General features: G+C 61.0%; 12 protein-coding genes. 8 read left to right on the top strand and 4 right to left on the bottom strand.

Going from position 1 to position 15,242, the window contains the following annotated elements:
- The first annotated feature begins 212 nt into the window (after positions 1–212).
- Positions 213–1,511, top strand: a complete 1,299-nt coding sequence (locus NA29_RS12180; RefSeq protein ID WP_039398464.1) for an MFS transporter — start codon at positions 213–215, stop codon at positions 1,509–1,511.
- 20 nt (positions 1,512–1,531) lie between these two features.
- Positions 1,532–2,680 carry a YgeY family selenium metabolism-linked hydrolase gene (locus NA29_RS12175; protein ID WP_039398463.1) on the top strand — a complete coding sequence of 383 codons (1,149 nt, stop codon included), beginning with the start codon at positions 1,532–1,534 and terminating at the stop codon, positions 2,678–2,680.
- A 78-nt stretch (positions 2,681–2,758) separates the two neighbouring features.
- On the opposite strand, the gene NA29_RS12170 is transcribed toward NA29_RS12175, so the two are convergent.
- The gene (locus tag NA29_RS12170; protein ID WP_052252872.1) at positions 2,759–6,259 is read right to left on the bottom strand and encodes an autotransporter domain-containing protein; all 3,501 of its coding nucleotides are present in this window, start codon (positions 6,257–6,259) and stop codon (positions 2,759–2,761) included.
- A 976-nt stretch (positions 6,260–7,235) separates the two neighbouring features.
- Between NA29_RS12170 and NA29_RS12165 the strand changes: the two genes are divergently transcribed.
- Positions 7,236–7,817 carry a TetR/AcrR family transcriptional regulator gene (locus NA29_RS12165; protein ID WP_039398462.1) on the top strand — a complete coding sequence of 194 codons (582 nt, stop codon included), beginning with the start codon at positions 7,236–7,238 and terminating at the stop codon, positions 7,815–7,817.
- Between the two features lie 13 nt (positions 7,818–7,830).
- Complete coding sequence (locus NA29_RS12160) at positions 7,831–8,835, top strand: alpha/beta hydrolase (RefSeq protein WP_072633269.1); 1,005 nt, start codon at positions 7,831–7,833, stop codon at positions 8,833–8,835.
- A gap of 504 nt (positions 8,836–9,339) precedes the next feature.
- On the opposite strand, the gene NA29_RS12155 is transcribed toward NA29_RS12160, so the two are convergent.
- On the bottom strand, positions 9,340–9,714 hold the full coding sequence (locus tag NA29_RS12155) for an ElaB/YgaM/YqjD family protein (protein ID WP_039398460.1): 375 nt from the start codon (positions 9,712–9,714) through the stop codon (positions 9,340–9,342).
- A gap of 218 nt (positions 9,715–9,932) precedes the next feature.
- Here NA29_RS12155 and NA29_RS25755 point away from each other — a divergent pair, with 218 nt between their 5' ends.
- On the top strand, positions 9,933–10,160 hold the full coding sequence (locus tag NA29_RS25755) for a hypothetical protein (RefSeq protein ID WP_072633268.1): 228 nt from the start codon (positions 9,933–9,935) through the stop codon (positions 10,158–10,160).
- A 99-nt stretch (positions 10,161–10,259) separates the two neighbouring features.
- Here the strand turns inward: NA29_RS25755 and NA29_RS12145 are convergent, their stop codons facing one another.
- Positions 10,260–10,697 carry a hypothetical protein gene (locus NA29_RS12145; protein ID WP_150777255.1) on the bottom strand — a complete coding sequence of 146 codons (438 nt, stop codon included), beginning with the start codon at positions 10,695–10,697 and terminating at the stop codon, positions 10,260–10,262.
- A gap of 340 nt (positions 10,698–11,037) precedes the next feature.
- Between NA29_RS12145 and NA29_RS12140 the strand changes: the two genes are divergently transcribed.
- From NA29_RS12140 to NA29_RS12130, 3 genes are all read left to right on the top strand, one after another.
- Positions 11,038–11,988 carry a universal stress protein gene (locus NA29_RS12140; protein WP_039398458.1) on the top strand — a complete coding sequence of 317 codons (951 nt, stop codon included), beginning with the start codon at positions 11,038–11,040 and terminating at the stop codon, positions 11,986–11,988.
- 221 nt (positions 11,989–12,209) lie between these two features.
- A complete protein-coding gene (locus NA29_RS12135) occupies positions 12,210–12,866 on the top strand; it encodes a BON domain-containing protein (protein WP_039398457.1) in 657 nt (218 codons plus the stop codon).
- Between the two features lie 47 nt (positions 12,867–12,913).
- Positions 12,914–13,387 (top strand): carboxypeptidase-like regulatory domain-containing protein, encoded by a 474-nt coding sequence (locus NA29_RS12130; RefSeq protein WP_039398456.1) that lies wholly within the window; start codon positions 12,914–12,916, stop codon positions 13,385–13,387.
- 37 nt (positions 13,388–13,424) lie between these two features.
- Here NA29_RS12130 and NA29_RS12125 read toward each other — a convergent pair whose 3' ends face one another.
- Positions 13,425–15,230, bottom strand: coding sequence for an adenosylcobalamin-dependent ribonucleoside-diphosphate reductase (locus NA29_RS12125; RefSeq protein WP_052252871.1), 1,806 nt, complete (start codon positions 15,228–15,230; stop codon positions 13,425–13,427).
- Positions 15,231–15,242: the final 12 nt, after the last annotated feature.

Here is a 15,242-nt window from a genome sequence, read left to right as displayed (position 1 = left end):
CAACGCGACGCCTCCCGGTTTTTCCCAACCCCCATAACAGGCATGCAGGCCGCGAGGCCCGCAGGGGAACGTGTTGCCCGAAGCTTATGCCGAAGTCTTCGTGCGCATCACGCCTGGCCAACAGTTCGTCACGAGATATATTCGCGCTGGAGCCTATGATGAAAAACGCACCGTCCCCTGCATCCCTTGCGGGCAACCCGCCTGACCATTCCATGCATGCCGACCCTGGCGCGCTCGCTGCCGCTGCCGACAATGAACTGTACCGTCGTGTGGCGTGGCGGCTCGTGCCGTTCCTGATGCTGTGCTACGTGGCCGCGTTCCTCGATCGAGTGAACGTCGGTTTCGCCAAGCTACAGATGCTCGACGACCTTGGCTTTTCCGAGACCGTGTACGGCCTTGGCGCCGGCATCTTCTTCATTGGCTACTTCCTGTTCGAAGTGCCCAGCAACGTGCTGATGCACCGCATCGGCGCCAAGAAGACGCTGGCGCGCATCATGGTCCTGTGGGGGTTCATCTCTGCGGCCATGGCCTTCGCGCAGACCCCGACCCAGTTCTATGTGCTGCGCTTCCTGTTGGGTGCCGCCGAAGCGGGCTTTTACCCGGGCATCATCCTGTACCTGACGTACTGGTTCCCGTCAGCACGTCGCGGACAGATCGTCGCCATTTTCATGACGGCCGTGCCGTTTGCCGGGATTCTCGGCGGTCCGCTCTCTGGCTGGATCATGCAGACATTTCATATGGGCCACGGCTTTGCAGGCTGGCAATGGATGTTCATCATTGAAGCCGTGCCGTCGCTCGTGCTGGGTGTCGCGGTGCTCGCGTATCTCGACGACCGCATCACCGATGCGCGCTGGCTCAACGATGCCGAAAAGGCGCGCCTCGCCCATAACGTGGCGGCGGAAACGCGCGAGAAGGTCGAGCACGTGTCGCTCTGGAAACTGCTTCAGGACCGTCGGGTGTTGCACATGGCGCTGATCTGCTATTGCACGGTGTCGAGTCTGTCGGGCCTGGCGTTCTGGATTCCATCGGTGATCAAGTCGACCGGTGTGACGTCGCTGCTGGAGATTGGCTTGCTCACGGCGATCCCCAATGCGTGTGCGGTCGTGTCGATGGTGCTGGTGTGTCGTCATTCGGACAAGACCCGCGAACGCCGTTGGCACATGGTGATTCCGTTCATCGTGGGTGGCGTCGGTCTCATCCTCTCGACACTGTTCGGTCATAACCCGCCGGTGGCCGTTGCCATGCTCTCGGTCGCCGCTGCCGGATGCATGGTGTGCTCGCCGCTGTTCTGGAGCTTGCCGACGGCCTTCCTCGAAGGCCGCAGTGCAGCCGCGGGTATCGCCGGAATCAACGCTTTCGCCGGATTGGCGGCATTCGTCAGCCCTTACGCGATCGGCTGGATCAAGGACACAACAGGCTCGACCGACTGGGGCATGTACTTCCTCGCGAGCTTCGCGTTCATCGGTGCCATCCTGGTGCTGCGTGTCCCGGCGCGGTTGGTCAACCGCTAAGCCTCGGGAGACATGACGACATGACGATCGATGTTATTGCCCTGACGCAGGAAATGGTGCGCACGCCGAGCTTCTCGGGCGAGGAGGGGAGCATGGCCTCGCTGGTCGAACAGCACATGCGCGATCTCGGCTTCGACGAGATTCATCGCGACGAGAACGGATCGGTGCTGGGCCTTATCGGTCCGGCGGATACGGATGTTGCCGTGCTGTTCGACGGCCACATGGATGTTGTGCCCGTGGTGGGCGAGTGGTCGATCGAGCCATTCGGCGGTGAGATTCGCGACGGGCGGCTCTACGGGCGTGGCAGCACCGACATGAAGGGCGGCATCGCGGCTGCGATGTGTGGCGTAGCGCAGGCTGCGGCGACGGGGCGTCTGACGCAGCGCGTCGCGGTTTCGGCCAGCGTGATGGAGGAAGTCGTCGAAGGCTTCGCGTTGGCGCCGGTGCTGGACCGGTGCTCGCCCGCAGCGGTGGTGATTTGCGAGCCGTCGAAGCTTCAGATCAAGTCGGGGCAGAAGGGCCGCATGGAAATTCTGCTGACGTTCGAGGGCACGCCTGCGCATGCGGCGTCGCCTGAGTGCGGCGAGAATCCGCTGCATGCGGCGGCACGGGCGCTAATCGCCTTGCAGGATCTTCAGTTGCCGACGCACGCGTCGTTGGGTAACGCACTGCTGGTGCCCACGGACATCGTCTCGACACCGTATCCGTCGATCTCGATGATTCCGACGGCGACGACGATCCGCTTCGACCGGCGCACGCTACCTGGGGAGACGTCGCAGGATGTGCTCTCGGAGATCGAGGTGCAATTGCGCGCTGCGGGTCTGGAGCGCTTCACGCTGAGCGTGACCGGAGACAAGGTGCGGACATTCACCGGTTGCTGCGCACGGCCTTTCCGATGGTTGCCTGCGTGGCAGATTGCAGACGATCACGCGCTGGTGTCTGCTGCGGGGCGCGCCGTTCAGTCGGCGGGCCGCGTCGCGAGTCTTGGCACCTGGCGCTTTTGCACCAACGGATCGGAATCGGCGGGGCGCCGCGGGATTCCGACCATTGGTCTGGGCCCGGGGAACGAGGAAGACGCGCACACCATCGACGAGTCGATCGCGCTCGACCAACTGGAGGGCGCACGCGACATCTATCGTGCGCTCGCGCTGGAGTTGGCGGGGGCGTGACCTGGTAGGCCGACGCTCTCACACGCGAGGTGTTGCTCCTGTTTCCAGTAAAGGTCAACGCAGGTGCAACACCTAAAGTTAGAAACGCTGTTGCACGCGCACGATACCCGTGTGGGAGATGAAGCCCGAACCGGCTTGCAACTGGTAGCGAACCGAGGCGCTCAGGTTGTTCGCACGCAGGAGCGTGAGTCCTAACGAAATATCCGCCAGGTCAGACACCGGCGTCGCGCCCACTGTCGTGAAGCCCGTCTGGCCGATCGGGTCTGCAGCGAAGCTTGCCCCGGTGGCCAAACGCGTACGGTTGTACTCGTGCACCCAACGCACGCTCAATTCCGGCACCAGGCTGCCATAGGACGTATCGAACGGCAGTGCAAACTTCGCACCCAACGCGCTGCGCACCGAGCTCGCAGACGCGCTGCTCACCGACAGCGCTGTGCCGTTGCCGCCAGTTTCCGTGTAGCTGTTCTGGTTCAGATAGCTATACGTGAGGTTCGCCAGCGGCGTAACTACTGCGCGACCGACTGCCAGCGGATAACCGAACTCGGCACTGGCCACATATTGCTGACCGTTGGAGCTGCCGCTCGCAACGCCGTTGAAGCCTTGCATCGACACCATACGCGTCGAGTTGTAGCGTTGCATCACCGCCGAACCCGATACGTTCACGTACCACGGCTGGCCCGTGAAGGTGGCATAGCCGATCAGCCCGTAACCATTCACGCTCGTGTTGTTGCCCGACGTGCTGCCGTCGTTGTTGATGACCGTGCGCGAGAACTGGAACGCACCACCGGCACGCCAGTGATCGCCGAAGGCACGGTCGGCACCGACCAACAGGCCGCCGTAATTGCTGCTGTAACCATCGACATCATCACGTGCCGACTGGCTGGCGTGACCACCAAACGCCTCACCCCACACTCCCCAATTCGACGCGCCATCGCCCGTGGCCACGCCCGTGCCGCCCGCCTGTGCAAGGCGCAGGCTATTGACGTGTGTGTTCACCACACCCAACGCGTCGATCGTCGCGGCACCTGCGGCACGGATGTGCTGAACCGGTGCCAGTTGCTGGCCAACGCGGTTAGCCGAACTCGTCGAGTTATCGCTGAGCGAACCCAGTGTCGCGTTGTACAGGTTTAGCAACCGCAGGTCGCTCACGCCGGTGTAGCCGAGCAGCCCGCGCAGCGACGAGACGGCATTCGGGTTGGATGCGATGGTGGCATAACTGCGCGGGTCGAACGCCGGCGTAGTGCCGCCGTTGTTGCCGCCTTCGCTGCCACCGTTGTTGCCGCCGTTGTTACCGCCGTTATTGCCACCGCTATTGCCACCGTTACCACCGCTCGGCGTTCCACCGTTGTTTCCCGAGCCTTGGGCGAGGGTCACCACCAGATTCTGATGCGTGCCGTTGGTCACGGCAGCACCGGTTGCAGCAAGCGTCGTCGAACCGTTGACCTTGTACACCAGCGAATCCGCGTTGTAGTTGGCGGTACCGGCGGTGTCGATCACCACATAGCGCTGCCCGGCGGCAAACGAATAGCCTAGCGATTGCAGCGCGACATTCGAGCCCACGGCGAGAGTGGTGTTGCCGCTCACCACCAGGCGGCCGTAGCCGCTGTCGGTGGTCATGTCGCCCGTCGTCACTGCGTTGTTTGCCACGCCGATTTGCAGCGTTGCGCCCGTTGCCTGCGCATAGTTACCCGCGACCTGAAGCGCGCGATTGACTTGCAGCACCGACGCATCGTTGTAAGCCGTACGCGTACCGTTCAGGTCGAAGTTGTCGTTGACCAGCAGGTTGCCGCCGTTGAAGTGCACATCGGCGCTGGTGCTCACGATAGTACCGACACCGCCGCCAACGCCCGTGAGCGTACCGAACGTCGAGTCGGTGGCGCCACTGATGCGCATATCGTTGACCGAGCGGTTGATGATCCAGCCGCCGATGGTGCCCGCGTTGTTGATCTGGCCGATGCTGCCGTTGAGGTCCTGATTCGAGATCGCGCCGCCAGACGCCGTGATCACGCCACCGGCGAGGTTGTTAATCGTATTGATACGGTCGGTGTTATAGATCGCGTAGTAATCGCCCGTGATCAGACCCGCGTTGTTGATCGCGTTGATCGTACCGCCGTACATCGTGCCACCGATGACCGAAGCACTGTTGTAAACCCCGGCAGGCAGATTGGTGCCGGTCGCCGTGATCTTGCCACTGGCGAGGTTGTTGATCGTACCGATGGTGCCACCGTAATTCGCCACGCCATGCGCTGCGCTGGAAATCGTGCCACCAGCGCCAGCAATCGTGCCGCTGTTCGTGAGCGTGCCCAGCGTAGCCGACGCACCATTGCCCGGCGCTTGATTCACAAGGGCGTTAAATCCGCTAATCAGTCCGCTATTGCTAAGCGCGCCGAACTGGCCGGTGCTAACCAGCCCCATCGCATCCACCGAGACATCGGTCGCGGCAATCGTGCCCGAATTGGTTAATGTGCTGATATGCGAAGTGTTGGCCAATCCGGTGGATACGCCGGAAATCTGGCCGACGTTATCGACCGATGTGATCGTCGCCAGGTTCTGGACACCGATGATGCCCCCCGTGATATTGCCGCTGTTCTCGATTGCGGAGATCTGGCCGAGCGCGTTGCGAATCCCGTAGGAGCTGGTGCCCGAGATCAAACCCGATGCATTGTTGTGAATCGTGCCGATCGTCGACGCGTTGGCAATACCGACGTCCGTTCCCGTTATCAGGCCGGAGTTCTCGAGCCGATCGAGCGAGCCGGCCACGAGGGTACCGTTGAGGTAGTTGGTCGTATTGACAATGCCGACTTGCCCCTTGATCGTGCCTGTTACGGTTCCGGCAACGTTGTTCGAGATCGTACCGATCGTCCCGCCCGCGTTGTTAATACCGTTCGTGCCACCGGAAATCGTACCGGTATTGTCAATACGGTTGAGCAGGGCAGGCAGAGCAGGGTCCGCCGGTGCCACGGTAATGCCATTGCCGCGATCGCTTGCGCCGGTGATGGCGCCGGTGTTAGTCAGCGTTCCGACAGTCCCCGACACCTGAACGGCAGCGGCGTTAAACAGCCCATTCGAAATCAGGCCATTGTTGGCAATCGAACCCAACGCCCCGGCCACGGTCACGCCGGTTTGCGAGCCCGACACGGTACCGTTGTTCGTCAGCGTCGACAGGTTCGACAGCAGGCTAGTTGCCGTGATGACAATACCCTCTGAGCCACCGTATATTGCAGCCCCAGCACCCACCTGGATCTGCCCAGTCAGGTTGTTGAAACTCACGGTCTTGACGCCGGTCATCGTGATGTTCAGATCGGTACCGTTCCAGTCCCATACGGGGAACCACCCCATTGCGTTGCCGGGAGAAAGCGCGAACCCGTTGTTATCAGACTGCGTGAGTATCCCCGCGTAGGGCGCGGGCACCGCCTGAACCACGCCTGAGAGTGCGACCAGTGCCGCAGCGGCTGCCGCCTTGCGTGTCTGGCGACGGTCCACCGATCGTGACTTGCCACTATGGCCGCAGGCAATTTCCGATGCGACCTGATACATGCCAAGAGCGACGCTCCACACCACGCGGTAGACGTGATTCATTTGCTTCCCCTAATGAGTATTCTTTTATTGCGACGGACCCTGGATTCGGTACGCCCCCGGGCCTAACGCCCGTGAAGCCAACACAAAAACTCCGCCATGCGGGCGAAGTCCGTTGATATTCGGTGCGTAAGTCGGGAGGGCGTGCAGACGCTAGTGCGTCAAGACGCGAGATACGGCGATGAGTCGGTCGGGTGCGACAGAAAATGTCGAAATGGCGTTGCCTTGCCGTGCAGCAAAGGAAAGTTGCGCTCGCGCAAAGGCGTATGACGTCTGAAACGCAGTACGAAGCATTCGGACAACCCCGTTATATTGGCTTGCGCCGTCGATCGACGCAGCGTTCTTGTTATATTCGGCAACCATTTAATCCCGCGAATACTTTCACACGTTTTAACGACTGTCAATCGGGAATGACTGAGCTTGCCCCCGAAAAGCGAGTTCCTTGTTGTGCGTTTCAACTCAAGCGAGGAGGATCAAGAGCTTGTAGCTTTCCTAAGCATGTCAATCCTGGCTGTTGCACCCGAGATCGGCCGAAATCGTGTCATGACGCAACCTCCAAATACATACCGTATATTCGCATAATGTACATTATGTTAAATTTAGGACACTCCCGAGCATCCAGATCTATAACCTGCCCGGACACATCGACGGGTCTCAATTTGCAGCGGCCCCAACCGCTGCCGGACGGCAGTAACTTTGACCAGCCAGTGGGAGCAACGATGGCCAGGTGTTCGCGGAAATCCAAATCCCACAGACGCATGCCTCTAGTTGCTCGTTGTCGCTAGTTACTTGCCTCTTGTTGCGGTCGTGGATATGGACGCCTAGTTCAATTTCTCGCGACACTCCGATACCTGTCTCGTTCCGAGCACATGCTCGTTCAGATCACGTGCATGTATCCCCGCACAATTTGACTCTACGGCTGAGTCCTAATACAGTTAGGAAAAAACCTAATACTATTAGTTTTGTGGCGAGGAACTCAATGACCAAGACAGGATTGACGGTCGCCCGGCTCGTGGAAGGCGGGGCCGAACTGGCCGACGAAATCGGCTTCGAACAACTGACTGGCGCCGCAGTGGCGCGCAGGTTCAATGTCCGGCTCGCCAGCCTCTACTCCCACGTAAAAAATCTGGACGCGCTGAAATGCCAGATTGCTCTGTTTGCTCTACGGCAACTTGCCGACGCCGCCACCGAAGCGATCGCTGGCCGTGCTGGCAAGGACGCGCTGTGGGCGCTGGCCGATGTCCATCGCGACTATGCGCATCGACACCCCGGCCGCTTCGCCGCCGCCCGCTACCAACTGGCGCCTGAACTCGCTGCTGCCAGTGCCGGCCCACAACTGGCGCAATTGAGTCGCGCGGTGCTGCGTGGCTACGCGTTGCCCGAGGCCGAACAGGTCCATGCCATCCGCTTTCTCGGCAGTTTTTTCATGGGCTATGCAACGCTCGAACTGTCAACCGCATTCGCGCATAGCGCGCCCGATGCCGAAACCTCTTGGCGGCGCAGTCTGGAGGCCCTGCATGTGGCGCTACAGCACTGGCCGTCCAGCCCTGACGCACTTTAAAGAAGGATTTGCCATGAACACGATCCCGGCCGACGGAGTCCGAGTTCCGGCCCGTGACATCCCCTTTCCTCACAGTATCAGCGTCGAGGCCCAAGCCGCGCTGCGCCGCCTCGTCAATGCCGACGGCATGCCGCTAAATGCGTTGCACTGCCCGCCCCACCCGGAGGACTTCGACGGCTGGATGCGCTTGAAGGCCGCTGCCGACGCGCAATACGGGGCCGCGATGGCCCAGATGGCCGGCCAGTTGCGCGCGAGCGTGGAAACCGTGGAGGTTGATGGCGCCACAGTACACATCGCCGCACCGACAAACCCTCTGGTCGAGGACGCGATCTATGTTGATCTGCATGGCGGCGGCTTGGTCTTCGGCGGTGGCGCAGTTTGCCGTATCGGTGCGCAAATGCACGCCGACCAGTTGGGCCTCCGCTGCTGGGGCATCGATTACCGCATGCCGCCGGAGCACCCGTATCCGGCCGCGCTGGACGACTGCATGGCGGTGTACCGGCGTCTGCTGCAACAGTATTCGCCGCGCAATATCATCGTCGGCGGCCGGTCCGCCGGCGGCAATCTGGCCGCAGCCATGCTGCTGCGCGCGCGCGACGAAGGGCTACCACTGCCGGCAGCGCTGGTGTTGCTGTCGCCGGAAGTGGATTTGACCGAGTCCGGCGACAGCTTCGTACTAAACCAGCTCGTCGACGTATTGCTGCCCAGACCGCTTATGTCTAACAACCTGTTGTATGCGGCGGATGCCGATCTGGCTCATCCCTATCTGTCGCCGCTGTTCGGCGATTTCTCCCGGGGTTTTGTGCCGACCTTTGTCCAGAGCGGCACGCGCGACCTGTTCCTGTCGAACGCCGTTCGACTGCACCGCGCCCTGCGCCGCGTCAACGTTCCCTGCGAGCTACACATCTTCGAAGCAATGCCTCATGGCGGTTTCATGGGCGCGCCAGAAGACATGGAGTTGCGCGCCGAAGTGGCTCGCTTTGTCCACGCGCATCTGCCGCCCCCGATTGACCTTTAGTCAGATTTCGACCACCGATCAGACATTTGACGCAAAATGCCGAAAGGCGCGTGAGGGTCGAAAGCGGTCACCCGTTATCGGCCACAAGCGACCGCCCTGCTGGTGTCGGATTAAAATTGATTCGCTACATCGCACGCCACGTACGGCGACACTTGTGTGCATTGGTGAAAGAACTCGACAAACGCGGTACCAAGTAACACCAGTGTTCTGCATTTGAGTTGCTCGTGATAGAGGCAGTTACACAATCCGATTTGATCTTTCCTACGACCATCATCCGTTCGACTGTCCGTTGTTCCGACGCCGAGAGCGACACCTGCCCTTCGTTTCCCCTTTGGAATGTCACCTGCCTCAAGTTGCTACGCGAAGCTGACAACTGGCCAACGTTGCTGCACGGATCAGGACGCTCAAATATGCATTCTTGCTGGGAATTTCAATAAAATTCAAATGATTAGGGTTGCTTCCGGCTGGCCAACGTTGCTGTCGTCCGGCAGTTGCGCAATAGCGTTACAACTGGACGTCGCCATCCGTCGCACGCGCCCGGCGTCGCACGAGCTTGGGCACCGCGATCGCTCCCGCCGCTGCCGCCACCGCCGCGACCGAGGCCGTCGCGGCGAGCGCTTTCCACGGGTGCGCGTGCACATAGCCATCTGTCACCGTCGCCCATTCGGACATTGTTTGGCGGCTTGTCTTGCGCAAGTCCTCAAGATGCGCGGTTAGATTCTGCAGTCGCGCACCGAGCGACGGATTGGCTTGCCCCACCTCCAGACTTGCTTCGTCGGCGAGGTCCTTCAAAAGCGCTTTGACGTCCGCGAGCAGCGCATCTGCATCGTTGATGAGGGTCTGCCGTTGATTCCGATGTTCCATCGAAGTGTCGTTCATGTTCGACTCCTTTGAGTTCTGGCACTGCATTTGTCGCCGCCGGACTGTCTGGCGCCTTTTGGATAGTGGCATCGATTCGTCGGTTGGCTTTGCCTCAGGTCAAAACCCGGGCACTTCGAGCGGCGATGACATAGATCAAGCATCTCCTGATTTCCGTGCAAATCCGAGCGCCGTCGTGACTATCGTGAAGCGGTAAAAACATCGGAACAAGCCCGATCATGTCGCCATTCAATTCAGATAGCCGCACGCCGGTGGAAGTCGAGATCAACGGTCGCCGGTACGTGGGGCACTACCGTGTCGTCAATGGATCGGTGATTGCGTACCTTGACGACGATTGCCGTCTTGCCTCCTGCGATATCAACGGCCCCGAGGCGGTTGCGCGGTGGCTCATTTCCGATATGTCGCGCAAACGACAGAAGAAGGAAAGAGCGTCTAAATCCCGCTGAAGCGGACGATTGAGCCCGGCCGTCCGACATTCGCTTGTCGTTTCGCACGGGGATAAGGTGCCCAAGGCGTCTGCCCCGATCCCAAGGCAATGCCGCTGACTACCGCGCCGGTCGGATGCAGCCGGAGTGCCGGTTCACGTCGTAGCGTTGCACGAGCACGTTCTTTTCGACCGTCACGACTTCGACGGAAACCGTATCGGCATCGCGCTCGGCCACCTTACCCACCTTCAGGCGCGGGTTGCCCGCTCGTCTTAGCCATGACTCCATATTGCTGCGTACCTGATCGACGCTCAGGTTGAGCTTCTCGCGCTGCGGGAACCGATCGGCATCGGCACACGGAGCGCATCCCCCTGGCCCATCCATCATGCCCTGCCCCATCATTCGGCCGGCATTCCCGTCACGCATCATGCCGGGACCATAACCCTGCGCACACCCCCAATTGCCGTCTACCGGTTGTGCGCCCGCTTCCCCGGCCAGCATGGCAAATACCGCAGAAATCAAGACGCAAACGCGCCCATGCCTCGTCTCGCTTCGCATGATGTTTGTCTCCTCAGTTTTTACACAGGCCCGGTCTGGCGACGCCGTTTCATGCCCCCTCCGGGAACCCGTCTCAACGCTAGTTCCGAGCACCGCACGAGGCTTGATGCAAGTCAACAAGGCATGTGGGCGTCGTCACATTGCGCGCTTGTCATCGGTCCGTAGCCCATGGGGCATGCCCGATGGTTGACCTCAATCAACCTGCCGGAGGCTGGCGTCGTCCAAACTGAAACCGTCGGCCGGATCGCGAGACGGTGACGTTCGTGAGCGCGTCTCAAACGTCGCTTTCGGCATTGATCGCGCGCCCCTGGCACAACCCGATTCGTAAAGGTGGTGAACAATGAACGGACCGACTTCCCTGAAATCACCCCCTCACTTACCCGCCCGCGTGTTCGTCGCAATCGACCCGTATGGCGAGGCAAGACATGCTATTGCCGTTGCACGACGTGTTATCGCCCCCTCGGGTGCGGTCCGTCTCGTGAGTGTCGCTGAGAACCCGCTCACGCATGTGCCCGTAGGCTCGCTCGTCGGCGAAGCGCTGAATGCGGCACGCGCAGAACTGTCGGAGAAGGCGCACGAGGCGGTTGCCGCCGCCGCCGGCGCTTTTGCCGAGCGGGACATTCACGTCGAAACGCACACAATCGACCTGTCCCAGCACGGTGGTGACGTCGTGCACGCTCTCGTCGACGACGCGCTCGCATGGCACGCGGAACTGGTGGTGCTCGGCACACATCAGCACCATGGCTTGTCGCGCTGGATCGAGGGTGTCGTTTCAGAACCAGTGGCGCGACTCGCAAACTGCCCGGTGCTCGTCGTGCCCGAAATCTCTTCAGAAAAGGTCAGCCATTCGCTCAATCGCTTGTTGTTCGCCATTGACGGCAGCGAGCAGGCGACGCAGGCAATGTGCTTCGGCCTGCGGTTTGCCACGAGCGTCACGCATGTCCGAGCACTCTACGTGGTCGATTGCGCGGTGCGCCTGAGCGATCTTGTCCCCGTCGATTTTCTCGAAAACGAATTCGTGGAAGAAGGGACTCGTGCGCTTGAGGCGGCAAAACTGACGCTCGCCCAAACGTCATCCAGATCTAGCACCGCGCTCATCAGAACGGACCGCACAAGGGACGATATTGCGCACGCGATTGTCCGGGAGGCGCAACGCTGGCATGCCGACCTGATCGTAATGGGTACTCACGGGCGACGCGGCATCGTTCGTTGGATGCTGGGCACGGTCGCCGGACGCGTGGCGCAGATCGCCCGAACACCGGTCCTGCTCGTACGCGGGTCGCATGGGTGACGCCCCGTGGGCTAAGCGGTAACGGCAACGCACGACTTCACCGGAACCGCCCGCCGTCCCCAACCCCTGTTTGGCGTCGAAAATCCGGGCACCGAATTCGGCTCATGCAACCGGATCATTGACCAGCGTCAATCCCGCCGAGCCCCGATGGATTAGCTTGAATCGTGGGGCGGTGTCATCGACGCGGGGCGCACCGCCTTCGGTAAAACAAGGAGGTAAGGATGAAAAACGATCTTCAGTTGAAGAAGGACGTGGAGCAGGAACTGGAGTGGGACCCTGCCATCAATGCCGCGGACATCGGCGTACAAGTCCACGACGGTATCGTCACGCTGTCGGGCCATCTGCATAGCTACGCAGAGAAACTCGCGACAAAGCGGGCGACGCAGCGTGTCGAAGGCGTGCGGGCCGTGGTCGTCGAAATGGTGGTAGCGGTACCCAACGAGCATCGACGCACCGATGCCGACATCGCGAGTACTGCGCGCACCGTACTGCTTTGGAGCGCAGGGCTATCCGAGCGTGCCGTACAAGTCACCGTGGAAAAAGGGTGCGTTACGCTGACCGGTGAAGTCGACTGGGGCTACCAGATGCTAGCGGCAGAGAAGGTCGTCGCGCACCTTCGTGGTGTCAACACCGTCTTCAACGATATTCGTATCAAGCGCCGTGCGGCACCGACCGATATCACCAGCAAGATTGAGTCGGCGCTCAGGCGGCATGCCGAGGAAGATGCGCGGCATATCTCCGTTCACGTCGCCGACGGCACGGTCACGTTGCGCGGGAATGTCAGTTCTCTGGATGAGAAGACGATGGCGTGCAACGCCGCGTGGTCCGCTCCCGGCGTGCGACATGTAATCGATGAAATGTCCGTCGGGCGCCCGTAGGCGTGCCGTCGGCGCGCTGCATCATGAGGCTTCCAAGGGGAATTGCCATGATCAGATTCGTTGCTATAGCCTGCTTGCTTTGCTGGCTTCCTGCCCTATGGACGGCAGACAATGCCGTATCGGCGCCCCTTACCACACACGAGAAATCGTCGGAGGTCCCCTTTATCACCGGCGGCATCGGTGAGGATGAAGTCCAACAATTCCGCGAGGCGGCCGCCAGATACAACCTGCGAATGACCTTCGCAACGACGTCCGGCAGCTATCTGTCGGACGTGGATGTGATGATCTCCGACGCCGCCGGACATTCGATACTCGCAGTGAGAACCGAAGGCCCGTTCCTGTTCGTCAAATTGCCGCCTGGGCGTTACGGCGTTGCGGCGCAAATGCCACAAATGGCCGAGCACCGCACCGTTCGAGTCCCCGCCCGGGGGAGCGCGGAATTGAATTTCCATTGGGATATTCCTGGCTATCTCGGTGATCTGCACCTTTGCGCGAACTGCCCGACGCCGCCGAAACGCTGATGGCAGGAGGGGCCGTCCTTACCCCGGGGCGCGCGAATCAACTCGCGACGCCACACCGGGGGGTGTCGCACGGCGAAGGGATCGTATGCAGTACCGCATCGGCGATGTCATCCTGGCGGAAGACTGTCACCCCCTTGAGTCCTGCACGCCAGGCCTGCTTAAATATGGTCCCTACCTCTTGCACCGATGTGGGTTTCGAGAGCAGGACGGTTTTGGAAATGCCGCCATCGATAAACGGTTGAAGGGCCGCCACCATGTTGAGGTGATCGCTGCCCGAGACCTGCCCAGCCGTGACAAAGTAGTCAGGCAATGCCGTTTGCTCGCCGCATAGCCTCTGAAAGGACAGAAACGCGTGATTCTTGAGTCGATAGTCCCGCGCCGGTTCGTCGTTCAGGCGCATACGCCGCTGAAACACCCAGTCGAAAGCGGGTTCGATGCCGCTCGAACAATTTGAACAGAACGCCAGACTGACACTGCCGGTTGGGGCGATCGATAGCAAGTGACTGTTACGCAACCCCTGCCGAGCGATGAGATCGCGCACTGCGTCGGGCAGCGAAGAGGCGAAGTGACCTGCGGACAAGGTTCGCTCGAGCCGAAACAACGGGTATGGGCCGCGCTCGCCCGCGAGCATCGCCGAGGCCATGTAAGCGTTATCGCGAAGGCATCGGCCGATATCGCTGGCCAGATCGCGTGCCGCTTGCGAATCGTAGCGCTGGCACATCATCGTCAGTGCGTCGCCTAGCGCGGTGACTCCCACACCGATGCGTCGCTTGCTCCTGGCCTCGATGCACTGCTCCGTCATTGGCCATTGCGTGATATCGATGGCATTGTCCAGCATTCGCACCTGTGTGCGAACGAGGTGGCCGAGCGTCGCAAAATCGAACGCCGGCTTGCCACCGACTCCGAACGGATGCCGGACTCTGCGTGAGAGGTCGATCGGGCCGAGAACGCAGCTCCCCCATGGAGGCAATGGTTGTTCACCGCATGGGTTCGTCGCGGCGATCGATTCGATATCGGCCAGATCGTCGGCGCGCCGAATCGTGTCGATGAAGAGCAGCCCGGGTTCCGCACTGTCATGAGCCGCTTCGGCAATGCGGCGCCACAAACGACGCGCGGGTACGGTGGCGTAGCACCAGTTGCCGTTGACAAGTCGGTGTACACCGCGCCCCAGCGTTCTCGCGTCGGGCGTCGCACGGTGCTGAAGTTGCCACACGGCGTCGTTCTCGACGGCGTGCATGAAAGCGTCGGTTACCGCGATGGAAACGTTGAACGTCGCCCAGCGCAGTCTGCCGCGCTTCGCCTCGATAAAGGCCTCCAGGTCAGGATGGTCGCATCGCAATACCGCCATTTGCGCACCTCCTCGTGTGTCGGGAAGTGGCAACGAACGGCAGGCGAGATCGAAGCGGTCGATGACTGCACAGACATCTCCGGTCGAACCGCCCTCCTCGCCCACGCTGGCGTTGCATGGGGCGACGCTCGAGAAATCGTAGCCCACGCCGCCGCCCATGCGCAGTGTGCGGCAGGCGTTCTGTATCGCGCGCAGAATGTCGTGCTGTTGCGCAACTTGGGTATCTGGCGCCACGATCGGATGAACGAAGCAATTGATCATCGTGGCCGATTTAAGCGTCCCTGCGTTGGCCATGATTCGACCCGCACCGATCGCTCCACGGAGCATATTGGCGTAGATGCGCCGCGCTTGATGCGCTCGGTGTTTGGGCTGCTCGGCCTGCGCAAGCGCGCACGCGACACGGCGGTAGACGTCGTTGCGTGTCGATTCCCCTGGCGCAAAGTATCGCTGCGCTAATAGGCTGTTGCAGATTTCCGATGCTGGGGGCGATTTCATGTCATGCAACTC

The sequence above is a fragment of the Pandoraea sputorum genome, from assembly GCF_000814845.2.
GTDB lineage: Bacteria > Pseudomonadota > Gammaproteobacteria > Burkholderiales > Burkholderiaceae > Pandoraea > Pandoraea sputorum.
Note: the sequence above shows the minus strand (reverse complement) of the source record. Positions and strands in the feature narration are given on the sequence as shown.